This is a genomic window from Corynebacterium sp. MSK204 (assembly GCF_030229885.1).
GTDB lineage: Bacteria > Actinomycetota > Actinomycetes > Mycobacteriales > Mycobacteriaceae > Corynebacterium.
In genome coordinates this window covers 21,126-44,729 of sequence record NZ_JASPGQ010000010.1, presented here as the reverse complement: position 1 = coordinate 44,729, position 23,604 = coordinate 21,126, and the positions used below count along the sequence as shown (strand labels likewise).

The window sequence follows — 23,604 nt, the reverse complement described above, 5'->3', positions numbered from 1 at the left end:
GTAGAATTTGGCCTTATGAGTGACAGTAACGACGATCTTTTTGATCGGATTTTTCCCATTGACATTAATGAGGAGATGGAGTCGAGCTATATCGACTACGCCATGTCCGTCATTGTGGGCCGCGCGCTGCCTGAGGTGCGCGATGGCCTAAAACCAGTGCACCGCCGCATTCTCTACGCCATGTTCGATTCGGGTTACCGCCCCGAGCGCGGATATGTGAAGTCCGCGCGCCCGGTCTCTGACACCATGGGTCAATTCCACCCGCACGGTGACTCGGCCATCTATGACACCTTGGTGCGCTTGGCGCAGTCTTGGAATATGCGCTACCCGCTTGTCGATGGCCAGGGTAACTTCGGTTCCCGCGGTAACGACGGCCCCGCCGCAATGCGTTATACCGAGTGCAAGCTCACCCCGTTGGCCATGGAAATGGTCCGCGATATCCGCGAAAATACCGTGGATTTCTCGCCCAACTATGATGGCAAGACCAGCGAGCCGGACGTCCTGCCGTCCCGCGTGCCTAACCTTTTGATGAATGGTTCCGGCGGCATTGCCGTGGGCATGGCCACCAATATCCCGCCGCATAACCTCAATGAGTTGGCCTCGGCCATTTACTGGCTGCTGGAGAACCCGGACGCAGACGAGGATGCCGCGCTCGCGGCCTGCATGGAACGCGTGAAGGGCCCGGATTTTCCCACCGCCGGCCTCATCGTGGGCGATCAGGGCATCAAGGATGCATATACCACCGGCCGCGGCTCCATCCGCATGCGCGGTGTGACCTCCATCGAGGAATCCGGTTCCCGGCAGACCATCGTGATTACGGAGCTGCCGTTCCAGGTCAACCCCGATAACCTCATCTCCAATATCGCGGAGTCCGTAGCCAACGGCAAGATCGCCGGTATTTCCAAGATCGAAGATGAGTCCTCTGACCGCGTGGGCATGCGCATTGTTGTGACCCTGAAGCGCGACGCCGTCGCCCGCGTGGTGCTCAATAACCTGTACAAGCACTCCCAGCTGCAGACCTCCTTCGGTGCGAATATGCTCTCCATCGTCGATGGCGTGCCGCGCACCCTGCGCCTGGATCAGATGCTGAGCAATTATGTTGCGCACCAGATCGAGGTCATCGTTCGCCGTACCCAGTACCGCCTGGATGAGGCGGAAAAGCGCGCGCACATCTTGCGTGGCTTGGTCAAGGCGCTGGATATGTTGGATGAGGTCATCGCCCTGATCCGTCGTTCGCCCACCGTTGATGAGGCGCGCGAGGGATTGAAGGAACTTCTCGATGTCGACGATATCCAGGCCGATGCCATCCTGGCGATGCAGCTGCGCCGCCTGGCTGCCCTGGAGCGCCAAAAGATCGTCGATGAATTGGCAGAAATCGAAGAGGAGATCGCCGACCTCAAGCACATCCTCGCCCACGAGGAACGCCAGCGCCAGATCGTCCACGATGAGCTGGAGGCGATCGTCGAAAAGTACGGCGATGAGCGCCGCACCGAGATCCTGCCTGCCTCCGGCGAGGTCACCGATGAAGACCTCATTGCCCGCGAAAACGTCGTGGTCACCATTACCGCCACGGGTTATGCCAAGCGCACCAAGGTCGATACCTATAAGTCACAAAAGCGCGGCGGCAAGGGCGTGCGCGGTGCGGAGCTCAAGCAAGATGACATTGTGAAGAACTTCTTCGTCTGCTCCACGCACGACTGGATCCTGTTCTTTACCAACTTTGGCCGCGTCTACCGCCTGAAGGCCTACGAGCTGCCAGAGAGCGGCCGCGCCGCCCGCGGCCAGCACGTGGCCAACCTGCTGGAATTCCAGCCGGAGGAAAAGATTGCCCAGGTCATTCAGATCCAGTCCTACGAGGATGCGCCATACCTGGTCCTGGCCACCCAGCAGGGCCGCGTGAAGAAATCGCGCCTGACCGATTACGAGTCCGCTCGTTCCGCAGGCCTTATCGCCATCAATCTGAACGAGGGCGATGCGCTCATTGGCGCCCAGCTCGTTTCTGAGGGCGATGACATCCTGCTGACCTCTGAGCAGGGCCAAGCCATTCGCTTTACTGCCGATGACGACCAGCTGCGCCCCATGGGCCGCGCTACCGCCGGCGTGAAGGGCATGCGCTTCCGCGGCGATGACCAGCTGCTGGCGATGTCCGTCGTCCACGACGGCGAGTTCCTACTCGTTGCTACCTCGGGTGGTTACGGCAAGCGCACCGCCATTGAGGAATACACCCCGCAGGGCCGCGGTGGCTTGGGTGTCATGACCTTCAAGTACACTCCGAAGCGCGGCAAGCTCATTGGTGCCATTTCCATTGACAAGGACGATGAAATCTTCGCCATTACCTCCGCCGGTGGGGTTATTCGCACCGAAGTAAACCAGATTCGTCCGTCCTCGCGCGCCACGATGGGCGTGCGCCTGGTTGACCTTGCCGATGACGTCGAATTGCTTGCCATCGACCGCAATGTTGAAGAAGATGGTGAGGAAGACGCGCAGGCTGTGGCCAAGGGCGAAAAGACCGTCGATGAGGTCCAGCAAGAGCACCACAAGGTAAGCGATGCCTCCAAGGACGAGGAGTAGGACATGGAACGACGAGACGTAACCATCCACCACATCTCGCCCACCTCGGCGTTTCGCGTTGGTCTGGCCCTGTCACTCGTCGGACTCATCGCGTGGTTGCTGGCCGTGTGCCTGTTGTACATCGGTTTGCACCAGGTGGGCATATGGGAGTCAGTCAATAGCCTCGTTGGTGGCGTCGGCGGCGGCTTTGAGGTCACCTTTGGAGTGGTGATCGCAGCCAGCGCGCTGATTGGCGTTATTTTCGCCGTCCTGTTCACCTTGCTCGCACCGCTGATGGCCGTAATCTATAACGCCATCGTGGATGTCTTCGGTGGGCTAAAGGTCAGCTTGGATGACATCTAGACCACTGTGAGTGGGAGACTATGCCGGCAGCTACGGTTGCCGGCATTTTTCTAGTTTTAAGCGCGAAGTAGCGTCCTCATTAGACCCACGAAGTGCGCCTCTGAAAACCTCTTTGAGCTGCCGATTTGTGTTCTTTCCGGGGTAGTATGTAAAGTTACATCTCGTTCCGCTAAAGGGCCTATAGCTCAGTCGGTTAGAGCGCATCGCTGATAACGATGAGGTCGCTGGTTCGATTCCAGCTAGGCCCACCACGGAACAATGGGGCATTAGCTCAATTGGTAGAGCATCTGCTTTGCAAGCAGAAGGTCAGGAGTTCGATTCTCCTATGCTCCACAGCATCAGTCCGGCTTCCTTAAGGGAGTCGGACTTTTTGCTTTTTGTACCCTCTCGAAGCTCCCCACACCTATCAAACTGGTTTTGGGGGTGTTTGTCCGATAGCAGGCATCAACGCGCTTGATATTGTTAAAACAGCAAAGGCATTCGCGGGTTAAGGGACAAAATGAGTGTCTAGGCCGGCGTGTCGCGGGGTGGGACATTTTGTGTGTCTGCCGCCCCGCGGTTTAGGGGTTTGGGCTGGGGGTTTAGGGGTTAGCGCATGGAGCCTTTGCGGATACCGATATCGTTGGTGTGCGTGCTTTCGATTCCGGTGTCGTACCGTGCTGGTGCGCCGTCGAGGTCGTTAGCCGTGTTGTTGGTGGACGCAGCTTGTACTTTGGCGAGTGCGCTGCGTCCCCATTTTTGACTTCGGGCAATCTCAATAGGGTCACCGGGATATTGCGTGTGCAGATGCAGCCACCAGTCCACGGCAGTGCGCTGGTGCTCCTCTGGCATTCCTCGGTGGTACCTGGCAAGGGCTTTTACTCCGGCGTTTATGCCGCCTTCCAGGCTGTTGGTATCGCGAGCGAGTTGTCCTTCGACTGCGTCTTCCTGACTGGTCAGGAACGTAAATAGGTGCTTGTTCCGTTCCAGTTTGGCGAGCAGTTCGTAGGCACTGCGGTGTCGGGAATGCATGTAAAAGAACTTCTTGTTTCGACGGAATTTCTTTGGAATCTCTTCCGGTTTGAGGTCTTTGATGTAGGTCTTCTCACTGAGCCACTTGCCGTACACGTCGTGGAATTGCTGCAGCTTCGCGGTCCATTCCGCGGCCTCATCCAGGTTGCTTACCCGCAGCAGTGACAACGATAGGCCGCGCAGTGCTTTGCCAGATGGCAGCACGGGGTACAAGCCGACGTAGCGTTGAATGTTGCGTTTGACGTGGACGAGGCAGCGTTGGATGTGTGCTTGTGACCAGGTTGTTTTGATGGCTTCTAGCGAGCCTTGGTGTCCATCGGTGGTGACCACCAGTGGGGCATGCCCGACCTTGTCGAAGAGACGGTTGTAGTTGAACGTGTCTTCTTGGCGGCACCAATGCCAGGCCACGACGTGGGCTTTCGTTGATGCCACCAGTAGGCAGTTCTGGTGGCCGAAGTAGGTTCCGTCGACAAATAGCTGGTCATAGATGCGATTGGAGTCGGTGTTGTCGGGAACGTGGACGAGCCAGAAGTTTTCGAACCACCGGGTGAGTTGCCGACGGCTATAGCCGTGCTCTGCGGCGATTGACGACAGGGTTGATGAAGACAAGAACCACTCGTAGAACATCCGGAACCTGGCAGTCTGGATGGGGTCATCGTTGGTATTGGTGAAGCTGTGGCCGCATGAACGGTCTTTGCAGCGCCAACGAGTCTTGCCTGCGGACGTTGTGCCATTTTTCTTTACTGGCCCCAGGCACACGGGGCACGTGATGTGTTGATTAACCACGCGGGTTAGTTTGCTGCCTACCCCGTCGGGTACCACATTCTCAGCCAGATACGTGGATTTCGCGCCCAGACCCCGCGCTGCGCCTCACCGCCTAGAGCGGAATCCTCGTTGCGACTGGTCAACCTAGCTACCGACGCACATCCGGACACACATTCTGTCCCTTAACCCGCATTCGCTGAATACGACCACAACACCTGCTATCAGCTTAAGATTGCACCATACATGGGAGATCGTCCGCATCCAGTTGGAGGGCATGAATGCAGAAGCTAAAATCCAAAAAATATAATTCACGAGTATCGTGGGCTGTATTTTTTGCTTCATTGGTCCTTCTGGGACTATTTCTCGGAATCGTTTTTGACTTAGATGTCGTCCCTAGAACGGTGATCGGTCTCATCTTGTTCTGCATTTGGTTCTGGATAGATTGGACAATGAGAAAGAAGTTTTCGGGTGATGAGGACTAAAGTTCCTCTTTAAAGCCAACATGGGGCACTCCAACTAAAATGGAGTGCCCCATATGTCGTTTCTTTGCCTCTTTCTTCCACTTTGAGTAGGCGAAAACGGTAGGTGAAACCTGAAGTGTCCCACTTGTGGAAGATCGCATCTTGCTGGAAGAGCATGTTAGGCAGTAAGCCCCGAAGCTCGGCGTTTCATGGCACACAGCCTGGCAATGGGCGCAGGAGGCCCATCGTGCAGGAAACTTCCCAGAACTGGGCCCAAAGCCTCCGTTATGATCCGGTTCATCGCTAAATGCCGGGACCGTTTCTCTGTCGAGTTCATCTGCAATGACGTTGAAGAATAACCGAGCTGATGGGGTCGGGCTGACCGCGCCGTGTCCACTTTCCGGGGGCTAGGCCCGTTTAAGCTGGGTGGCCATCTCGGCAGCTCCACTTCGCCTCTTATACGAGAATGGCTCCTTCCGTTCTGTAAATATACCTCCCCGGAGTATATGGTGGGGAGAGTAACCATCACTGTGTTCCACCGACGCTAGAACTCCTCTTGGTGCAGGGAGGAGAAGAAAGGAACTTCATGAGTACTTCCCACCAACACAGTGAGCATTCCGGTGCTCACCAGGCCGCGGGAGCGGATCATACGCAACACACAGATCATGGCGGCCACGAAGGGCACTCTCACGGTGACCATCAAGGTCATGGCCACGAGCACGGGCATGGCCACGGCCATGGGCACGGACACGGCGATCACGCGGCGATGTTCCGCAGCCGCTTCTGGTGGTCGCTGCTGCTATCGGTACCGGTCGTCATCTTCAGCCCTATGGTCGCAGAATTGCTCGGCTACGGCGTACCCGAATTCAATGGTTCATCCTGGATTCCCCCGGTGCTTGGCACCATCATCTTCATTTATGGCGGCACGCCGTTCCTGCAAGGCGGCTGGTCGGAACTGAAATCCCGCCAGCCCGGGATGATGCTGCTTATCGCCATGGCTATTACCGTGGCGTTCGTCGCCTCATGGGTCACCACCTTGGGGATTGGAGGATTCGACCTAGATTTCTGGTGGGAGCTGGCCCTCCTGGTCGTCATTATGCTGCTGGGCCACTGGTTGGAGATGCGTGCACTCGGCGCGGCCTCCTCCGCTTTGGACGCCTTAGCAGAACTTTTGCCTGACGAAGCCGAGAAGATCATCGATGGGCAGGCCCACACCGTGCCAGTCTCTGAGCTGGCGGTGGATGACATAGTACTGGTCCGCGCTGGAGCGCGGGCGCCTGCCGATGGCACCATTGTTAAAGGCTCAGCCGAATTCGATGAATCCATGATCACCGGTGAATCCCGCCCAGTCTTCCGCGATAAAGGTGAGCGCGTGGTCGCCGGTACGGTGGCCACCGACAACACCGTCCGCGTCCAGGTAGAAGCCATCGGAGGAGATACGGCCCTGGGCGGTATCCAAAGCATGGTCGCCGAGGCGCAGGAATCCTCCTCCCGCGCCCAAGCCCTTGCCGATCGCGCCGCAGCGTTGCTCTTCTGGTTTGCGCTAATCGCAGCCCTCATTACTGCGGTGGTCTGGGCCATTATCGGGAGCCCAAGCGACGCCGTGGTGCGCACCGTTACCGTGCTCGTCATCGCTTGCCCCCACGCCCTCGGTTTGGCTATCCCACTGGTCATTGCGATCTCTACCGAGCAGGCCGCACAGTCTGGGGTACTCATCAAGGAACGTTTGGCGTTGGAGCGCATGCGCACCATCGACGCCGTCCTCTTCGATAAGACCGGTACCCTGACCGAAGGCGCTCATGCCGTTACCGGTGTTGCAACCGTTGAGGACATCAGCGAGGGGCAGCTGCTAGCAGTGGCCGCCGCGGCCGAGGCCGATAGTGAACACCCATTGGCCCGCGCCATCGTCAAGGCAGCCGAAGACCACGCGGAAGCATCTCAGGAGCAGCTGCACAGCACCGATTTCAGTGCGGCCGCCGGCCGGGGAATCAAGGCCACCGTCGATGGGGCAGAGGTCCTCGTCGGTGGACCGAATATGCTGCGCGAGCTAGAGCTTGCCACCCCTGGGGTGTTTGATGCGCAGGTTGAAGAGTGGTCCCAACGCGGCGCGGGTGTCCTGCACGTCGTGCGCGATGGTCAGATAATCGGCGCTCTCGCGGTTGAAGACAAGGTTCGTCCCGAATCCCGCGCGGCCGTACAGGCCCTCCAAGAGCAGGGCGTCAAGGTTGCGATGATCACTGGCGATGCCACGCAGGTCGCCGAGGCCGTTGGCGAAGAATTGGGTATTGACGAGGTCTTTGCCGAAGTCCTGCCGCAGGACAAGGACTCCAAGGTCACCGAATTACAGGAGCGCGGTCTAGCCGTGGCCATGGTTGGCGATGGCGTCAACGACGCCCCAGCCTTGGCCCGCGCGGAAGTCGGCATCGCCATTGGCGCCGGCACCGATGTCGCCATGGAATCCGCCGAGGTGGTGCTCGCCAGCGACGACCCGCGGTCGGTGCTTTCGATGATCACCTTGTCGCGCGCTAGCTACCGCAAGATGATCCAGAACCTTATTTGGGCATCTGGCTACAACATCATTGCCGTGCCCTTGGCGGCAGGCGTACTCGCACCCATCGGTGTCGTGCTCTCCCCGGCGGCCGGCGCGGTATTGATGTCGCTATCGACCATCGTGGTGGCATTCAACGCGCAGTTGCTGCGCCGGATTGAATTGGACCCAGCTCGCTTGGCACCCACCAGCCACTAGGTGGAGGAGACCAAGTTCGAATAAGTGGGACGGGCTCCGGCTACTTGGGATTATTTTAGAATTGAAGTCCAGTTGCTAAAATAATCCTCATGACCGAGCGGGACGACTTTTGGCTGGAAGAGGATGAACTAGCAGCATTCATGTCCCTGATGAGCGTGAATGTCCGGCTCACCAATATTCTAGACGCGCAGCTGCGCGATGATGCCAAGCTAAGCTTCTTTGAATATACGGTGCTCTCACGGCTATCAGAGGCCGAGAACCATGAGATGCGCATGCGAGACCTCGCCATCACCGCAAACGGCTCCTTGTCCCGTCTGAGCCAGGTTGTTACCCGTTTGGAGCGCCAGGGCTGGGTCGTGCGGCGTCCTTGTCCCAATGATGGGCGGACGACGATGGCGCACCTTACCGATAGCGGCTGGGACAAGGTAGTAGAAACCGCCCCGGGCCACGCTAAGCAGGCCCGCCGATCCGTTATCGATAACCTGACCCGCGCGCAGATCCATCAAATGACCCAAATTAATGAGCGCATCATCAAAGCCATCGAAGCCGATGAGCGCTACGGCGGGCGCTATTAATTATTTTTGGGATAGCCGCGGCGGCCGGAGACGGTCTTATCAAAGGGAATCCAAAACCGCAGGGCCGCTTCCTGGTTTTTGGAAATACCAATGCGCGGGCCGCGCACCCATTCCGGTGCAGACTCGCGCTCAGAAAGCTGCACTGGTAGGTGGTTATCCTCCAGCGTTGCTCCAAGAGCTTTACCGAGGTTCCCAGGGCCGCGGGCTAGATTATGAAAATCGCTGGTGCCGCGGCGTGCAAAGGCGGTATCGATCCCGGATAGCACCTCACCGCCGCGCAGTAGGCACCCTTGGCCCACGCCTTCGGGCGCGCACACGATATTGACATTGCGGTGGATGCCGTAAGAGGCATACACGTACAGTCGGCCCGGTGGGCCGAACATGGCGGCATTGCGCGGGGTTTTCCCACGAAAGGTATGGGCGGCGGCATCGTCCGTGCCCAAATAGGCCTCGACTTCCGTAAGGCGAATGCTCACCCCGGCGTGCGTAATGACGCAGCCAAGGAGCTGCGGGGCTACGACATCAGCAGTGTGGGAGAAATCAATCATTAACGGGAGTAGTAGCGCTTTCCGTCTACCGGGGTGCGCAGCAACTCATCGAGGCTGACCGGCTCCAAGCCCTTGGCGCGCAGGCCATCGATAATGCACTCGGCCGCATTGACGGTGGTCGGGTGAATATCGTGCATCAAGACGATGGAGCCTGGGTTAGCATCCTGGACGGCGGCATTGCAGACGTGCTGCGAGTCGCGGATCTTCCAGTCCAAGGTATCCACGTTCCATAGGGCCTGCGACAAGCCCTTATCCCTGGCTACCTGGTCAACCGTTTCATTGGTGGCACCGTAGGGCGGGCGCAGCCACTTTGGATTCTGCCCGGTGGCATTGCGGATCGCCGCATTGCCGGCGTCGATTTCTTGGGCAATATCGCCGTAAGCTAACTGGTTGAGCTGGCGATGGGTCTTGGTGTGATTGCCAATGGTATGACCTTCTGCCTGCATGCGCTGGAGCGCTTGGGGGTACTGGTAGGCGTGATCCGCTAGCACCATGAAGCTGGCGTGGGCGTTTTTCGCCTTAAAGGTATCCAAGAGCTGGTTGGTATAAGGGCTTGGGCCATCGTCAAAGGTCAGGGCCACGCAATTCGGGCAATCGACGCCGTTAGCCTGTGGCTGCGGGGCTGGTTGCGGTGCGGCCCCAGCCTGGGGATCCGGTGCGGGTGCAGCCTCATTCTGCGGCTCGTCTTGTGGTGCTACCGAGGAAACAAGATCTTGTGCCTGCGCGCGGGTGCTGTCGATGCGGCTTTGAATATCGGTCTGAATCTCAGAAACCGCGGACTGGATATTTGGTTCTGAGGACCCGGCTACTTTTGGGGTGCCTTCGAGGAATTGCGCATTGGCGCAGGCGGGAAGGGCAGCGGTGGCAAGCACGGTGAGCGCGGAGGTAAGAAGACGACGCATACTTTTCCTAGGAACGAGGACAGATGGGCACGATTAGCCAGCCTACTCCACTGCGAAGGGAATTATGGATTAAACGCGTGTGATAAATGTGATAGAAGTACATCACTGTGCCGCGGTGTCTTCGGCATTTTTGGAATGAGCGGCTGCAGTAGTAGAGTACAAGCCACTGGGGCATTAGCTCAATTGGTAGAGCATCTGCTTTGCAAGCAGAAGGTCAGGAGTTCGATTCTCCTATGCTCCACAGGAAAAGTCCGGATTCTGGTTAAAGAATCCGGACTTTAGTCATGCATAGGGCTATAAAAAGCGCTTGACCATGATGTAATGCTCGGCGTACACACCTACATGCTCGAATCCCAAGCGTTCATAAAGTCCCTGCGCACGCGGATTATCGGGGTGGACGGCTAAGGAAATGCCGGGCGCTTTGAGGGTCTGGGCGAGGGAAATGGCGGCATCGATAAGCGCGGTGGCGATGCCCTGGCCTGCAAAGCGGCGTTCTACCGCGATGGCAAATTCTGGGATGGCCGGTTCCACGAACCCGTAACCGTGATTGTCCTCGGTGCCCCAATTGAGCCACACCCCGCCGGCGGGCACGAGGTCCTCCCAAGCGATGAAACCTCCCTGGTTGGGCTCCCAATTTTCCACGTAAAAAGAAAAATCATCGGTAAAATCGGAAGAAAGCTCGCCTCGTTCATCACCGAACGTATCGGTCAGAAAGTTGAGGCGAGCTATATAAGTGCGATCGGATTCTTGTGTCGCGCGAATTTCCATAATCCCCAGGATATATGAAGAATCCGGCGAGCTAGTTAAGCCAAGTGATAGTTATGCACGTCCGCGCCGTTGAATTCGCGCATTTCACCGGATTCGTCGACGGAGCGGAAAGTAGCGCCGTTATCGATGGCAAAGCGGAGGTTATCCACGCGCGGGGAAGGATCATCGGTTACTGGGCCAGCGGGGAAATAGTACGTTGAACCGTCTTTGAGCTTGACGGTGAGAGACTCAAAGCTCATTGTTCATCTCCTTGTAGAAAGCCTTAAAAAGAGAATTCAAGCAGGAGATTTTTGATTAGGCAAAGCAATGAGATCTAGGCAACGCCTAACGCACCCCCACCGCGGGGGTGCGAAAGAAACTACTGCTCGTCAGTTTGCAGGCGGTGCTTGCCCTCATTTTGGTGGTCATCGGTGATGCGGCTGGTGTCTGCGTCCTCTGCAGCGGCCTCTTCTTCCTCGCGGTGCTTGGCCAGCTGCTCATCGATGGAACCCAAAAGCTCCTCATCGCGCACGGCACCCTCTTCAGCAAGGTCCGAATCGGCTTCGGGCTTAGCTTCGCTGGTGGAGGTGTAGACCAAGGTGGATTCTGGGGCGGTGTTCTGGGTACCACCGCGGTAGTCATCCACGCGCGGTGGGGTCTGGGAAGGCTTGTCATTGGAACGCAGCCAAGCGTAAATCGCACCGGTTGCCGCGGCGAGCAGGGCAACGATTCCGGCAACGGTCCAGAACTTGGAAGACTTCTTGTCCTTCTTGGTCTGCTTCTTTGCCGCCTTGGTGGCCTTCTTCTTGGTTTGCTTGCGGGCCTTCTTTGCCTTCTTGGTGGCTTCCTTTTTGGCCTCATCGAAACGCTCGACGGCATCCTCGCGGTAATTATTGAGGTCCTCTAGGGCGCGCTCGAGGCGGGAGTGCGCGGCCTGGGTGACGGCGCCGGCCTGCTTGCGGGCCTCATCAAAGGTGCTGTTGTCTTCCTTTTGCATCTGTTGGGCAGCCTCTTCGAGGGCGGTATAAGTTTCGCGGGATTTTTCTTGCCGGTAATCGCGCAATTGCTTCCACACATTGGAACCGGTCTTGAACGCCATTTTCACTGCGGTGGGGTTCATTGGTGCAGGTGCTCCTTAGATGAGATTTATTTGTCCTTTTCATCCAGCATAGTGGCCAACTTGACACCCCACCACTGTTTTGGCGGGGGATTCAGAGGTGGAGTCAACCATAAAATAGACCGCTTGGTTCAGAATGGAGTATTAATATTCACGCCGATTTTGGCTAACCGCGCTGTTTATGGGCCTGCAAAGGTAATACCATTAGCGTCGCGCTACCCCGCAAACTGAACAGCTTGGTACGTTTTCCTCCAGACAGCAATTGAGATCGGGAAAAGGAGGTGACTATGAGCCCGCGATTTTCGGCGTCAGCACCATTGGATTCCATGAGTGAAGAAGAGCTAATGGTGCCGGAGCGTTTGGCGCTATCTTTCGAGGTAATTCCGCCGCGCCACGACGCCGATGAAGCCAAGATCGACCGTTTGCTGCAAACCTTGGAAAGTTACCACCCGGATTATATTGCGGTGACAAGTTCCAAACGGTCCGGTTGGCTCGAAGGGACTACGGCCTTTATCGAGCGGATTTCGCGCACCACCTCGATGCGCCCGCTTGCGCACCTGGCCTGCACGGCTGGTTCGCGCACGGAACTTATCGGCTGGACTAACCGATTGGTCGATGCCGGTGTCCGCGGCCTGCTGGCCCTGCGCGGGGACCTGCCAGAGGAAGGCTTGCCGGAGCACTATCCGCAGCATGCCGATGAATTGATAAGCCTCATCCGGCAATTGGAAAAGCAACAAGCCGCGCGGTTCGCCGCTGGCCGCCTGGCCGTCGGAGTCGCGTGCTATCCCAGCGGGCACGTTGAATCTAAAAACGAAGATGAAGATTTTGACGTCTTGCTCAAAAAGCAGCGCCTCGGCGCGGACTTCGCCATTACCCAGCTATTCTTCGATGCCCAGGATTACCTGCGCTTTACCAAAAAGGCCCAACTGGCCGGGGTGCATATTCCCCTTATTCCGGGAATCATGCCCATGACCAGCCTGCGCCGGGTAGAGCGAATGGGAGAGCTGTCCGGGCTCGCCGTACCCGAAAGGGTGCGGTCGGTGCTCGCGGCAGCGACAACCCCAGAAGAAGAATACGAAACCGGCATGGAACTGACCGCCGAACTAGCCCGCGACATCGTGGCTGGTGGGGCGAGCGGGCTCCATATATATACCCACAACAACCCCGACAATACTCACGACCTACTAACCCGAATCGGAGTAGACAATGACCAACGCTAATTTCCCCAAGGCGACAATTGAGGGCTATCCCCGCATTGGCGCCAACCGCGAGTTGAAGCGCGCGCTCGAGTCCTACTGGGCCGGCCGCATCGATGCGGAGACCTTCGAATCCGCCGCGCACTCGCTGCGCCTCGATACCTACAACCGCCTGCGCGACCTCGGCCTGACCGAGGACTACGCCATCCCGGCGGACGTAGCTTACTACGACCAGGTGCTCGAAACCGCACTGACCGTCGGTGCCGTTGCCGGTGAAACCCTGGATGATGAGTTCACCCTGGCCCGCGGTAATAAGGACACCGCGCCGCTGGAGATGACCAAGTGGTTCGATACCAACTACCACTACATCGTGCCGGAAATTGCTGATGACCACGCTTTTAAGGCGCACCCACAGCGCATCATCAAGCTGGTAGAAGAAGCCCGCGAAGCAGGCCACACCGTGCGCCCGTACCTCGTTGGCCCGGTCACCCTGCTGGCCCTGTCCAAGCAGGCCGAGGGTGCAGCCAAGGCCCCGCTCGAGCGCCTAGATGATGCCGTTGCCGCCTACCAGGAGGTCCTGGTGGAGCTGCACAAGGCTGGCGTGGAGTGGATCCAGTTGGCAGAGCCTGCCCTCGTGGCAGACCTGACCAACGCTAGCGATGAGGACTTGGCTGCATATACCAAGCAGGCATACTCCGCCATCCTGGGTGCAGAAGAGCGCCCACAGGTCTACCTGACCACCCCGTATGGCTCTGCACGCAAGGGCCTCGATGTCATCGCAGAGCTCAAGCCAGAGGCCGTTCAGGTTGACCTTTCCGTCGGCACCCTGGCCCTGGATGAGGGCTACCTCGAGCGCGTCAAGAACCTGAACACCCACGTAGTTGCCGGCCTTGTCGATGGCCGCAATGTCTGGGCCGCCAACCTGCGCGACCTGCGCTCCAAGTACGAGGACCTGGCCGGCAGCATCGATGAGCTGTCCGTATCCACCTCCGTGTCCTTGCAGCACGTGCCGCACTCCGTCGAGGCAGAATCCAAGCTGCCTGCCGATGTCGCCCCGTGGTTCTCCTTCGCCAATGAAAAGGTCAAGGAAGTCGTCGCCCTAGTACAGGGCCCAGAGGCGGCCGAAGAGGCCTACAGCGTCAGCGACCGCGCCGTTCGCACCCGCGCCGAGTCCGAGCGCATCAACAACGCCGCCGTGCAAGAGCGCATCTCTCAGCTGCCGGAAGGCGAGGTCAAGCGCGAGCCGGCCTTCAACGAGCGCAAGGAAGCACAGAAGGAGCTCGGCCTGTCCGAGCTGCCGACCACCACCATCGGTTCCTTCCCGCAGACCAAGGAAATCCGCCAGGCGCGTGCCGCGCACCGCAAGGGCGAGCTTTCTGATGCTGACTACAACTCCGCCCTCAAGGACGAGGTTAAGTCCGTCATCGAGCTGCAGGAACGCCTCGGCTTGGACGTCTTGGTCCACGGCGAGCCAGAGCGCAATGACATGGTGCAGTACTTCGCGGAGCTGCTCGATGGCTTCGTTACCACCGAGAACGGCTGGGTACAGTCCTACGGTTCCCGCTGCACCCGTCCGCCAATCGTTGTGGGTGACATCTCCCGCCCGGCTGCCATGACCACCGAGTGGTCGAAGTTTGCACAGTCGCTTTCGGAAAAGCACGTCAAGGGCATGCTGACCGGCCCGGTCACCATCCTGGCGTGGTCCTTCGTCCGCGATGACGTGCACCAGTCCGTATCCGCGGACCAGCTGGGCGTGGCATTGGCAGACGAGGTCCGCGACCTGGAGGAAGCCGGCATCGACATCATCCAGATCGATGAGCCAGCCCTGCGCGAGCTGCTGCCGCTGCGCGAGCAGGACCGCAAGGCCTACCTGGACTGGGCGGTGCGCTCCTTCCGCCTGGTAGCCCTCGAGGCCAAGCCCACCACCCAGATCCACACCCACCTGTGCTACTCGGAGTTCGGCCAGATCATCGACGCCGTCGCCGGCCTGGACGCAGACGTCACCTCCATCGAGGCTGCGCGCTCCCGCATGGAGCTGCTGGAAGATATCGATGAGACCTTCCACTCTGAGATTGGACCTGGTATCTACGATATCCACTCCCCGCGCGTGCCTTCCGTGGAGGAAATGGCAGAGCTTATCCGTGCCGCGCTCAAGAACGTGCCGCTGGATCGCCTGTGGGTTAACCCGGACTGCGGCCTGAAGACCCGCGGTTACGAGGAGACCGAAACCTCCCTGCGCAACATGGTGGAAGCCCGCGATGTGGTGCGCAACGCCCTCTAAATAGAATCTGCGAAATTCTAGGTTCTTAAAGAAAACGCTATGCAGCCGGTCTGCATAGCGTTTTCGTGATCTTGTACCCACCCGCGACGCTATGGCCGGATCCGGATTACCGTGGGCGCTATGAAGCACTCAGCATTTCGCAATAGCCAAGAATCCTTCCTGTCTGATTCCCTGGCTGGGTTCATCGCCCAGCATCCCGATGCCACCTGGCACGACGCGGGCTTCATCGGGCGCAGCACCCCGCTGCGCACGGTCGATGATAAACCGGCGGTCGCGGTCATCTCCGGTGGCGGATCCGGCCACGAGCCCATGCACGCCGGCTTCATTGGGCAAGGCATGCTCGCCGCTGCCTGCCCGGGCCTGCTCTTTACCTCCCCGAACGCGGTCCAGGTCAGCGAAGCCACGCAGTGGGCCGATCAGGGCAGGGGAGTGCTGCACATTGTGAAGAACTACACCGGCGATGTCATGAACTTCACCGTGGCCCGCAATGCGGCAGAGGCCGTAGATACGCGTTCAGTCTTAGTCGCCGATGATATTGCTACCGAAGGCACCGGCGAGGGCCCAGGACGGCGCGGTACGGGTGCCACGATCCTGGTGGAAAAGGTGGCCGGTGCCGCGGCGTATCGCGGCGATGACCTGGATCAAGTAACTGAGCTAGCGGAGCGTACCGCAGATAAGTCCCGCAGCATGTCCGTGGCACTGGGATCCGGCTTCTTGCCCACCACGGGGCGCGAGACCTTTGATTTGGACGACGGGCACATGGAAGTCGGCGTGGGCATCCACGGCGAGCCCGGCACGCACACGGAAAAGGTCGATAATGCCCATGCCATCGTCGCCACCGTGCTGGAAAAGCTGGGTGCTGCCCTTGATATCAACAGCGGCGACGAGGTGGTCTGCCTGGTCAATGGCCTGGGCGGCACCACGCCTTTGGAGCTGAGCCTGGTCTTCGGCGAGGCGTCTGCACAGCTGGCGGAGAAGGGGATTACGGTAGTGCGCTCCATGGTGGGCAACTTCGTTACCGCGGTCAATATGCACGGCGTATCCATCACGCTGCTCAAGGCGGACGACGAGCTGCTTGAGCTTATCGATGCCCCAACTTCAGCCCCCGCCTGGCCCCATACCTTGGGCGGTACAAAGCAGGTGGAATCGGCGCGGATTACCTTCGAGGATGAACTGCCTACCGAGGGCGAAGAGAACCAGTGGTTGAGTGACTTCGTCGATCGCGTGCAATCTTCCATCGAGGAGTTGACCGAGCTCGACCGCAAGGCCGGGGATGGGGACTTCGGTGCCAATATGGAGGCGGCGCTGGAAAGCATTAAACTGCCGCTGCGCGGCGCGGATGATGAGATCTTCACCGGCCTGGCCAAGCGCTTCCTCGTCCTAGCGGGCGGAACCTCGGGCGCGGTCTTCGGCAGCTTCTTCAACGACATGGCCCGCGCGGAGACCTTAGCGGAAGGATTAAGTAGCGCGGCGGAGTTCATTCAAGAACTGGGCGGCGCGCAGCGCGGGGATTGCACCATGCTCGATGCGCTCATTCCGGCCGCGGAGAAGGCGCAAGAAATCGGCGCGGAGCGCCCAGACGAGCAAACGCTCCAGGCCCTGTACGAGGCCGCGCGCGAGGGTGTGGAGGAAACCGGAAAGATCGCCGCCAAGAAGGGGCGCGCGTCCTACCTGGGCGATCGCAGCAAGGGAGTCATCGATCCCGGTGCTCTCGTGGTTAGCTGGCTATTTGGGGGACAAGCTCTGTCAGCTGACTAAGGGAGAACGATAGCGCGATCGCTGAGAGCGTTATGTCTTGCACAGCGGAGAGGAAGTAAATTCTTTACAATGGCTGGCATGACTCAGAAGACCGCAACTGCAACGATGCATACCAACTACGGCGATATTGTTATCGATCTCTTCGGTAACCACGCACCGGTAACCGTTGAAAACTTCATCGGTTTGGCCAAGGGTGAAAAGGACTACTCCACCCAGAACGCAAAGGGCGAGCAGTCCGGCCCGTTCTACGATGGCGCCATCTTCCACCGCATCATCGATAACTTCATGATCCAGGGCGGCGACCCCACCGGCACCGGCCGCGGTGGCCCGGGCTACCAGTTCCAGGATGAGTTCCACCCAGAGCTGCAGTTCGACCGCCCATTCCTGCTGGCCATGGCCAATGCCGGCCCAGGCACCAACGGCTCCCAGTTCTTCATCACCGTGGCGCCGACCCCGCACCTGAACAACCACCACACCATCTTCGGTGAGGTTACGGACCCAGCTTCCCAGGAAGTCGTTTCCAAGATTGGCAAGGTCGACACTGACCGCATGGACCGTCCGCACGAGGACGTTGTCATCGAGTCCATCGATATCGCCTAAGCGTTTTCTCGCACCGCGCCCGGCACCACACACCTTGCTGTGGTGCCGGGTTCGTTTAGTTTTATCCGAATGCTAACAAAGGGTCAGCTTCTACGCCATGGTGAAAAATTATTTGCGAACCGCCCCCGTTACCTCGGCCATTGCCGCGATCTGCATCATCGCGTGGTCAATTACCGCGGTACAAGCTCGAACTTTGGGCGAGACCTTCTTTCTCTCCACGCTGAGCCAAGACTGGGCCCTGTGGGGCCCGCAGTACGCCGATGCGCCGCTAACGGCGCTGTCTTCGGAATTCATGCACTTGGACGGCGGGCACCTCGCGGTCAATATGGTGATGCTCCTGCTCATCGGTAGGGAAGTAGAGTGCGCCCTCGATACCGGGCTATACATCGCCGCGTACTTGGTCTCCTGCTTGGGCGCTTCCGCCATGGTGCTGTGGTTCGATTTTGGCACGCCCACGGTAGGTGCCTCCGGGGCGATCTTTGCGCTGATGGGCATGCTGGTGGGCGTCTTCCGGCAACGCGGGATGGATCTGCGCGCGCCCATCGTGCTCTTGTTGGTCAATGTGGGCTATACCTTCGTCGCGGAGGGGGTCTCCCTCTGGGGCCACCTTGGCGGATTGTGCACCGGCATCATCTTGAGCTTCTTCCTCTTTCATCGAAATAAAACCGTGCGGTGGGCGGGTGTTGCAATCACTGGTGCGGTCATCATTGTGTTATTAGCCTTGCGAGCTGGGGTTTGGGGATAACTGTGGAATTTGTTCACCGGAATGGGTGTGCGAAAGAAATCCACAATAGTTATCCACATTGTGGATAAACACATTCTTGTAATTTACCGAATGCTTTTCCGGAGTTTTCCCTGATCGCACAGGTTATAGCGGTATCGGCGGCCGAAAAATCACCTGTGGAAGCCCGTGAAAACAGTTATCCACAGGGTGGGGATAAGTCTGTGAAATAAGTATTCCACAGGTTTCTTCCACAGCCTGTGGATAACTTTGTACCCATCGTGTGGGCGAATAGGTAGATTGGTGCCACTGACCTGCACAAGGAGGACTGTGGATAAACAACCGCACGCTGTGATCGTCGGCGCCGGCCCCAACGGGCTTACCGCCGCGGCCCGCCTCGCCACGGCCGGGTGGCGCGTGGATGTCTATGAGCGCTCCGCGCACCCAGGCGGAGCGGCCGCCTCGTCCACGGAGATTTTTCCGGGCACTATCGTGGATCTCGGCGCGGCCGGCCATCCCTTCGGCGTGGCGAGCCCGGCCTTTCGCGCGCTCGATCTGGAATCGCACGGCCTGCGCTGGCGCCATGCGCCTTATCCCATGGCCCATCCACTGGAGGGTGCGCCGGCCGCCATCCTCCACCGCTCTCTTGCGGAGACCGCTACGGGGCTCGGCGCCGATGCCCAAGCATGGACCCGCCTGCACGGCCACATGGTGCGCAATATCGATGCGCATCTCACTAATGCGCTAACCCCACTGGTGCGCTGGCCCGAGCACCCGGTGCGCTTGGCGCAATTCGGCGCGCCGGGCCTGCTCCCGGCGAGCGAGCTCGCGCGGGCGGCATTTACTTCCCCGCAGGCCCGCGCCTTATTCGCCGGTAGCGCGGTGCACGCCATTACCTCGCCTACCAGGGCTTTTACCTCTGCTTTCGGCCTGCTCTTTGGCGCGCTCGGCATGACCCGCGGCTGGCCAGTGGTGGAAGGCGGTACGCAGGCGCTTGCCGATGCCCTCGTTTCCCTCCTCCGCTCCCACGGCGCGCGCATCCATACCGGTGCCGAGATCACCGATGTGCGCAGCTTGCCTCGCGCCGATGCCCTCATCCTCAATCTCACCCCGCGCCAGATCCTTAGGCTGGGCGGGCTCGACCCTCCTGCACGGACTCGACGAAACCTGCGGCGGTGGCGCTATGGCAGCGCGGTGTACAAGGTGGACTTTCACCTCAGCGAACCTGTGCCGTGGACCGATCCCCGCGTGGGCCAAGCTGGCACCGTCCATGTGGGTGGCAGCGTGGAGGAGATAGGTGGGGCGGAAAGGGACATCGGCAAGCGCCGCATGCCCGTAAATCCCCTGGTCATGGTGTGTCAGCAATATGTGGCTGACCCGTCGCGCGGGCTGGCGCTGTGGACCTATGCCCACGTGCCGCACGGCTACCAGGAGCGCTACCCGGGTGAGGTTAGTGAACTTATTGCCCAGCAGATAGAGCGTTTCGCACCCGGTTTTCGCGATACTATTCTGGCCATCCACACCACGAGTCCGGCCGATCTGGAACGCTGGAACCCTAACCTGGTGGGCGGCGATATTGCCGGCGGTTCCATGAGTGGGCTGCAATCCGTGCTGCGCCCGCGCCTCTCCGCGCACCCGCACCGGCTCGCGCCGGGAATATTCATGGCATCGAGTTCCACTGCGCCCGGGGCCGGGGTCCATGGCATGCCCGGATGGTGGGCCGCTGAAAGTGCGGCTACGCCTTAATGGGCGCACGGCGTTCGCAGTAGAGGAATACCGCACCGATCACCCACAGCGTTACCGCGGCAAGATATCCGGGGGTGGTCGTGGTCTGCGGCTCGATACTATTGCCTGGGATAAGCCCAGTAATCAGTGGCTCCAGCACGAAGCCGAGCACGGCAACGTAATCTAGCCAGCCGAACCTGTGGGACAAAGCCCCCGCCACGCCGAAAAGTGGCCCGGCGATAAGGGCAAAGAGGAACCACGCGGCATTGGAGGAAAAGGCCGTCTGCCAGTCGTAGATGCCAAAGGCGAAAAGCAGCCCGTAGTGCACCGCCAACATGAACAAGAGTATGCCGGCTCCTGCGAAAAAGGCCGTGGTCCACCGGTGGGAGCACGCCTTGCCCATGAGGTAGGCAAATAATGCCCACACCATGCCAGAGCCCAGCACTGGGCCAAGGTAATTGCGTAAGGAAAGGCGCGCGGGTGCGGTGCCTTCGATCAGGGCGGGATCAGAAAACGCGATATGGACGACGGCATAGGCCACCGAGACGGCTAAGCCGGCCAAGAGAACGTACTGGGACCGGTGCCGCGGCGGTGCGGGCGAACGACTGGTCATGGTGTGCTCCTTGAGATGAGGATCCCGCCATGTCCGAGGCGAGTACTTGTGAAGGACATGAAACGGTTATAATTTCAATAATAATAATTGCATGCGCGATATCGCGGAAGAGCACTCTTAGTGGTCATTTAGACAGTAGATCGCACCCAATTTATCCCTGCGCTTTTGCAGGGTAGCTGCTTGATGACAAGACCGGAGGGCCCAGTTGAGCAGACTGATTATCAAGGCAATGAGCATGGATATGTCTCAAAATGCACATATAGGGCTAGTCATGAAGCAACAACCACAGTGCTAAGGGCTACGTAACTTAAAGGAGATACGTGGTCAGTTTTCATCTCTATTCTTCCGTAGGTCATTCATTGGTCGGGCGCATAAAGATATCCATCATCGAGAGGGTGGGATCTGACGAGGCAAAGATCCGGTCTGTTATATCACGCGGCGACCAGCTATCAGGGAAATCCTTGAACTCATTTGTGACAGTTCCGAGGGCCAAATCGGGACTATTTTTAACAGCAGTGAGGATGGTGAAAACCTCGTCAGGGGTGGCGTGGGAAGAGTTTATGTCATTAGCGCCGGTGGCATCAGCAATGCTGGCCCAATCATTTACTTCCGCAATATCGCTTAAAATATTAGAAACAATAGTTTCTGGTTTTAAATCCATATTTACGTTCTCCTGACGTGACGCGGTGGTTGGCGTAGGTAGCGCGCTTGCTAGAGAGAAGCCGAGGGTAGAGGTGGCATCGGCAAGCGATACTTCCTAAAGATCAATGTAGTCCAGTGGCTGGTGCGGGTCTATGCCTAAACGAAGTTGAGCATCACAGTCGATAGTCCTCGAAAATCTCACATAAAAAAGTGAAAGTGACATCATTGACACTGGGGTATGGTACCAATAGGTTATAACATAGTGCTGCGCTGGGATATCGGCGCGTTTATGGGATGGTGCCTGCCCACACAACAGAAAAGTGAACGAAATATGCAGACACAGACGAAGGGCCGCGTAGAAGGCCTGTACATCGACGAGAACGTCGAGCTGCGCGCTGGTGCGCTGAACTTTGGCGGGCGCATTGAAGACATCTCGCTTGGCGATGTCCCCGCAGCGCACGCGGCCTGGCAAGCCGGTGACCCAAACGTTTTGCTGTGGGTTCCAGGTTTTGTGGACCTGCACAATCACGGCGGCAATGGCGGAAGCTTTCCCAATGGTGATTATGACCAGTGCCGCGCCGCCGCGCGATTTCATCGCGCCCACGGCACCACCACGCTGATAGCCAGCATGGTTTCTGGGACGCAAGCGGAGCTGTGCGCGCGGGCGGAGTTGCTTGCCACGCTGGCAGATGAGGGGGATATCGCCGGCATCCACATGGAAGGCCCATTCATCGCCGCGGCCAAGTGTGGCGCACAAGATCCATCGCGCATCGTGCCGGGAGACCCAGACTTTTTCCGCGCGGTGATCGATGCCGCCCGCGGCCACCTGCGCTCCATTACCTTTGCCCCAGAAACACAAGCCGCGGCGGAGCTCCTCGCGGTCTGTGCCGAGCACGATATCATCGCCAGCCTGGGTCATACCGAGGCCGATTACGAGACCACGCTGCAGGTCATGGAGCAGGCACAAGACTTGGGCGTCACCGTGACCGGCACCCACCTCTTTAACGCCATGCCGCCCATCCACCACCGCGCCCCCGGCACGGTGGCCGCCCTGCTCACCGGCTCGAAGGCCGGCGATGTGGGAGTAGAGCTCATTGCCGATGGCGTGCATCTTGCCGATGGCACCGTCGACATGGTCTATAACCGCCGCGCCTTTGCTGTTACCGACGCGATGGCCGCCGCCGGCATGGCCGATGGCTCCTATGAGCTGGGCTCCCTGCCCGTTACCGTGACCGGCGGCGTGGCGCGGGTGGACAGTGGCGCCATCGCGGGTGGAACCTCCACCTTGGCGCAGCAGTTCGCGCGCTTCGCCGCTCGCCACGGCGTAGAGGAAGCGGTTCGGTTTACCTCTACCACGGCCGCGGACGTGCTGGGGGATAAGGACATAGGCCGTTTGGCTCCCGGCAAGCGCGCCAACCTCGTGGGCCTGAATGCGCAGTTCGAGCCCATGCGCGTCATCGCTGATGGCATTGACATCACCACTGCGCCAGATACTGATTCACGTTAGGAAATACTGCATGGACATCCTCATCCGTTCCACACCAGCAGAGGTGGCTACCGCCGCCGCCGATATCTTCGTCCGCTATGCCAACGCCGGTGCCACCTTGGGCCTGGCCACGGGTTCTACCCCGGTAGCGCTGTATCAAGAACTCACCTCCCGCTGCGAGCGCGGGGAGGTGAGTTTCGCTCGCAGCCGCGCCTTCCTCCTGGATGAATATGTGGGGCTAGCTCGCTCCCATGAGCAGTCGTATTACTCCACCATCCGGCGCATATTTACTTCCCACGTTGACTTCATTGATGAGTTGGTGCAGAGCCCAGAGGGCGATGCCGCGGATCCGGATCGCGCCGCAGCCGCCTATGACCAGGCTATTCGCCATGCCGGCGGCATCGACATCCAGCTGCTTGGCATCGGTGGCAATGGGCACATCGGCTTTAATGAGCCCTCCAGCTCCTTGCAATCGCGCACCCGCCTGGAAACGCTGCACCCGCGGACGGTGCAGGATAATGCCCGCTTTTTCGAGAACACGGACAGCGTCCCTCGCTACGCGCTGACCCAGGGGCTCGGCACCATCAGCGAGGCCCGCCACTTATTGCTGCTGGCCACCGGGACCGAAAAATCCACTGCCGTCCGCAACATGGTGGAAGGCCCGCTATCCGCGCACTGCCCGGCCTCAATCCTCCAGCTGCACCCGCGGGCCACGGTGATTCTCGATGAAGATGCGGCCTCCCAACTGGAGGATCTCGAGTACTACCGCTTCGTGGATGAGCATCGTCCGCACTAAA

At 59.2% G+C, this 23,604-nt stretch carries 21 protein-coding genes and 3 tRNA genes; 15 read left to right on the top strand and 9 right to left on the bottom strand.

Going from position 1 to position 23,604, the window contains the following annotated elements; all coding sequences use genetic code 11:
• Positions 1-15 precede the first annotated feature (15 nt).
• The 4 genes from gyrA (at position 16) to QP908_RS07590 (ending at position 3,246) form a co-directional block, all read left to right on the top strand.
• Positions 16-2,571 carry a DNA gyrase subunit A gene (gene gyrA / locus QP908_RS07605; RefSeq protein WP_239269555.1) on the top strand — a complete coding sequence of 852 codons (2,556 nt, stop codon included), beginning with the start codon at positions 16-18 and terminating at the stop codon, positions 2,569-2,571.
• A 3-nt stretch (positions 2,572-2,574) separates the two neighbouring features.
• Positions 2,575-2,913, top strand: coding sequence for a DUF3566 domain-containing protein (locus QP908_RS07600; protein WP_005280482.1), 339 nt, complete (start codon positions 2,575-2,577; stop codon positions 2,911-2,913).
• Between the two features lie 174 nt (positions 2,914-3,087).
• Positions 3,088-3,164 (top strand) — tRNA-Ile (locus QP908_RS07595).
• A 9-nt stretch (positions 3,165-3,173) separates the two neighbouring features.
• Positions 3,174-3,246: transfer RNA gene (locus tag QP908_RS07590), tRNA-Ala, on the top strand.
• A 255-nt stretch (positions 3,247-3,501) separates the two neighbouring features.
• Here QP908_RS07590 and QP908_RS07585 read toward each other — a convergent pair.
• Both QP908_RS07585 and QP908_RS11825 read right to left on the bottom strand, forming a co-directional pair.
• The gene (locus QP908_RS07585; protein WP_239269554.1) at positions 3,502-4,710 is read right to left on the bottom strand and encodes an IS1249 family transposase; all 1,209 of its coding nucleotides are present in this window, start codon (positions 4,708-4,710) and stop codon (positions 3,502-3,504) included.
• A gap of 984 nt (positions 4,711-5,694) precedes the next feature.
• On the bottom strand, positions 5,695-5,910 hold the full coding sequence (locus QP908_RS11825; RefSeq protein WP_349819933.1) for a hypothetical protein: 216 nt from the start codon (positions 5,908-5,910) through the stop codon (positions 5,695-5,697).
• A 6-nt stretch (positions 5,911-5,916) separates the two neighbouring features.
• Between QP908_RS11825 and QP908_RS07580 the strand changes: the two genes are divergently transcribed.
• Both QP908_RS07580 and QP908_RS07575 read left to right on the top strand, forming a co-directional pair.
• Positions 5,917-7,896, top strand: coding sequence for a copper-translocating P-type ATPase (locus tag QP908_RS07580; RefSeq protein ID WP_349883441.1), 1,980 nt, complete (start codon positions 5,917-5,919; stop codon positions 7,894-7,896).
• Between the two features lie 89 nt (positions 7,897-7,985).
• A complete protein-coding gene (locus QP908_RS07575; protein WP_005276035.1) occupies positions 7,986-8,471 on the top strand; it encodes a MarR family winged helix-turn-helix transcriptional regulator in 486 nt (161 codons plus the stop codon).
• Here QP908_RS07575 and QP908_RS07570 read toward each other — a convergent pair.
• The gene (locus QP908_RS07570; protein ID WP_239269552.1) at positions 8,468-9,019 is read right to left on the bottom strand and encodes a DNA-3-methyladenine glycosylase; all 552 of its coding nucleotides are present in this window, start codon (positions 9,017-9,019) and stop codon (positions 8,468-8,470) included. The two genes, QP908_RS07575 and QP908_RS07570, sit on opposite strands and share 4 nt — an antisense overlap.
• Positions 9,019-9,921, bottom strand: a complete 903-nt coding sequence (locus QP908_RS07565) for a polysaccharide deacetylase family protein (RefSeq protein WP_239269551.1) — start codon at positions 9,919-9,921, stop codon at positions 9,019-9,021. Before QP908_RS07565 ends, QP908_RS07570 begins: the two co-directional genes overlap by 1 nt.
• Positions 9,922-10,089: 168 nt before the next feature.
• On the opposite strand from QP908_RS07565, the gene QP908_RS07560 reads away from it, so the two are divergent.
• Positions 10,090-10,162: transfer RNA gene (locus QP908_RS07560), tRNA-Ala, on the top strand.
• A 53-nt stretch (positions 10,163-10,215) separates the two neighbouring features.
• Here the strand turns inward: QP908_RS07560 and QP908_RS07555 are convergent.
• The 3 genes from QP908_RS07555 to QP908_RS07545 all read right to left on the bottom strand — a co-directional run bounded on the left by QP908_RS07555 (position 10,216) and on the right by QP908_RS07545 (position 11,788).
• Positions 10,216-10,689: a GNAT family N-acetyltransferase gene (locus QP908_RS07555; protein ID WP_284772012.1), complete on the bottom strand. Its 474-nt coding sequence runs from the start codon at positions 10,687-10,689 to the stop codon at positions 10,216-10,218.
• 35 nt (positions 10,690-10,724) lie between these two features.
• Positions 10,725-10,928 (bottom strand): hypothetical protein, encoded by a 204-nt coding sequence (locus QP908_RS07550; RefSeq protein ID WP_005276046.1) that lies wholly within the window; start codon positions 10,926-10,928, stop codon positions 10,725-10,727.
• Between the two features lie 119 nt (positions 10,929-11,047).
• Positions 11,048-11,788 carry a hypothetical protein gene (locus tag QP908_RS07545; protein WP_284772011.1) on the bottom strand — a complete coding sequence of 247 codons (741 nt, stop codon included), beginning with the start codon at positions 11,786-11,788 and terminating at the stop codon, positions 11,048-11,050.
• A 284-nt stretch (positions 11,789-12,072) separates the two neighbouring features.
• Here QP908_RS07545 and QP908_RS07540 point away from each other — a divergent pair, with 284 nt between their 5' ends.
• The 6 genes from QP908_RS07540 (at position 12,073) to QP908_RS07515 (ending at position 20,087) form a co-directional block, all read left to right on the top strand.
• Positions 12,073-13,005: a methylenetetrahydrofolate reductase gene (locus QP908_RS07540; RefSeq protein WP_284772010.1), complete on the top strand. Its 933-nt coding sequence runs from the start codon at positions 12,073-12,075 to the stop codon at positions 13,003-13,005.
• A complete protein-coding gene (gene metE / locus QP908_RS07535) occupies positions 12,992-15,262 on the top strand; it encodes a 5-methyltetrahydropteroyltriglutamate--homocysteine S-methyltransferase (protein ID WP_284772009.1) in 2,271 nt (756 codons plus the stop codon). The genes QP908_RS07540 and metE overlap by 14 nt, the downstream gene beginning before the upstream one ends.
• A 120-nt stretch (positions 15,263-15,382) precedes the next feature.
• Entirely contained in the window at positions 15,383-17,020 is a 1,638-nt protein-coding gene (locus tag QP908_RS07530; RefSeq protein WP_284772008.1) for a dihydroxyacetone kinase family protein, read from the top strand.
• A gap of 69 nt (positions 17,021-17,089) precedes the next feature.
• Complete coding sequence (locus QP908_RS07525; protein ID WP_005280498.1) at positions 17,090-17,620, top strand: peptidylprolyl isomerase; 531 nt, start codon at positions 17,090-17,092, stop codon at positions 17,618-17,620.
• A gap of 97 nt (positions 17,621-17,717) precedes the next feature.
• Positions 17,718-18,365: a rhomboid family intramembrane serine protease gene (locus QP908_RS07520; protein WP_284772007.1), complete on the top strand. Its 648-nt coding sequence runs from the start codon at positions 17,718-17,720 to the stop codon at positions 18,363-18,365.
• A gap of 306 nt (positions 18,366-18,671) precedes the next feature.
• Entirely contained in the window at positions 18,672-20,087 is a 1,416-nt protein-coding gene (locus QP908_RS07515; protein ID WP_284772006.1) for a phytoene desaturase family protein, read from the top strand.
• Here the strand turns inward: QP908_RS07515 and QP908_RS07510 are convergent.
• Together QP908_RS07510 and QP908_RS07505 are read right to left on the bottom strand one after the other, a co-directional pair.
• Positions 20,077-20,679, bottom strand: coding sequence for a hypothetical protein (locus QP908_RS07510; RefSeq protein ID WP_284772005.1), 603 nt, complete (start codon positions 20,677-20,679; stop codon positions 20,077-20,079). The two genes, QP908_RS07515 and QP908_RS07510, sit on opposite strands and share 11 nt — an antisense overlap.
• Before the next feature lie 352 nt (positions 20,680-21,031).
• Positions 21,032-21,340, bottom strand: coding sequence for a hypothetical protein (locus QP908_RS07505; protein WP_239270128.1), 309 nt, complete (start codon positions 21,338-21,340; stop codon positions 21,032-21,034).
• 312 nt (positions 21,341-21,652) lie between these two features.
• On the opposite strand from QP908_RS07505, the gene QP908_RS07500 reads away from it, so the two are divergent.
• Positions 21,653-22,828, top strand: coding sequence for an N-acetylglucosamine-6-phosphate deacetylase (locus QP908_RS07500; protein ID WP_284772004.1), 1,176 nt, complete (start codon positions 21,653-21,655; stop codon positions 22,826-22,828).
• Positions 22,829-22,838: 10 nt separating this feature from the next.
• Positions 22,839-23,603, top strand: a complete 765-nt coding sequence (gene nagB, locus QP908_RS07495; RefSeq protein ID WP_284772003.1) for a glucosamine-6-phosphate deaminase — start codon at positions 22,839-22,841, stop codon at positions 23,601-23,603.
• Position 23,604: the final 1 nt, after the last annotated feature.

Excerpts from the sequence above, each read along its gene's own strand:
- gyrA (WP_239269555.1), top strand. The coding sequence starts at position 16 with ATGAGTGACAGTAACGACGATCTTTTTGATCGGATTTTTCCCATTGAC.
- QP908_RS07600 (WP_005280482.1), top strand. The coding sequence starts at position 2,575 with ATGGAACGACGAGACGTAACCATCCACCACATCTCGCCCACCTCGGCG.
- QP908_RS07580 (WP_349883441.1), top strand. The coding sequence starts at position 5,917 with ATGTTCCGCAGCCGCTTCTGGTGGTCGCTGCTGCTATCGGTACCGGTC.
- QP908_RS07575 (WP_005276035.1), top strand. The coding sequence starts at position 7,986 with ATGACCGAGCGGGACGACTTTTGGCTGGAAGAGGATGAACTAGCAGCA.
- QP908_RS07570 (WP_239269552.1), bottom strand. The coding sequence starts at position 9,019 with ATGATTGATTTCTCCCACACTGCTGATGTCGTAGCCCCGCAGCTCCTT.
- QP908_RS07565 (WP_239269551.1), bottom strand. The coding sequence starts at position 9,921 with ATGCGTCGTCTTCTTACCTCCGCGCTCACCGTGCTTGCCACCGCTGCC.
- QP908_RS07555 (WP_284772012.1), bottom strand. The coding sequence starts at position 10,689 with ATGGAAATTCGCGCGACACAAGAATCCGATCGCACTTATATAGCTCGC.
- QP908_RS07550 (WP_005276046.1), bottom strand. The coding sequence starts at position 10,928 with ATGAGCTTTGAGTCTCTCACCGTCAAGCTCAAAGACGGTTCAACGTAC.
- QP908_RS07545 (WP_284772011.1), bottom strand. The coding sequence starts at position 11,788 with ATGAACCCCACCGCAGTGAAAATGGCGTTCAAGACCGGTTCCAATGTG.
- QP908_RS07540 (WP_284772010.1), top strand. The coding sequence starts at position 12,073 with ATGAGCCCGCGATTTTCGGCGTCAGCACCATTGGATTCCATGAGTGAA.
- metE (WP_284772009.1), top strand. The coding sequence starts at position 12,992 with ATGACCAACGCTAATTTCCCCAAGGCGACAATTGAGGGCTATCCCCGC.
- QP908_RS07530 (WP_284772008.1), top strand. The coding sequence starts at position 15,383 with ATGAAGCACTCAGCATTTCGCAATAGCCAAGAATCCTTCCTGTCTGAT.
- QP908_RS07525 (WP_005280498.1), top strand. The coding sequence starts at position 17,090 with ATGGCTGGCATGACTCAGAAGACCGCAACTGCAACGATGCATACCAAC.
- QP908_RS07520 (WP_284772007.1), top strand. The coding sequence starts at position 17,718 with ATGGTGAAAAATTATTTGCGAACCGCCCCCGTTACCTCGGCCATTGCC.
- QP908_RS07510 (WP_284772005.1), bottom strand. The coding sequence starts at position 20,679 with ATGACCAGTCGTTCGCCCGCACCGCCGCGGCACCGGTCCCAGTACGTT.
- QP908_RS07505 (WP_239270128.1), bottom strand. The coding sequence starts at position 21,340 with ATGGATTTAAAACCAGAAACTATTGTTTCTAATATTTTAAGCGATATT.
- QP908_RS07500 (WP_284772004.1), top strand. The coding sequence starts at position 21,653 with ATGCAGACACAGACGAAGGGCCGCGTAGAAGGCCTGTACATCGACGAG.
- nagB (WP_284772003.1), top strand. The coding sequence starts at position 22,839 with ATGGACATCCTCATCCGTTCCACACCAGCAGAGGTGGCTACCGCCGCC.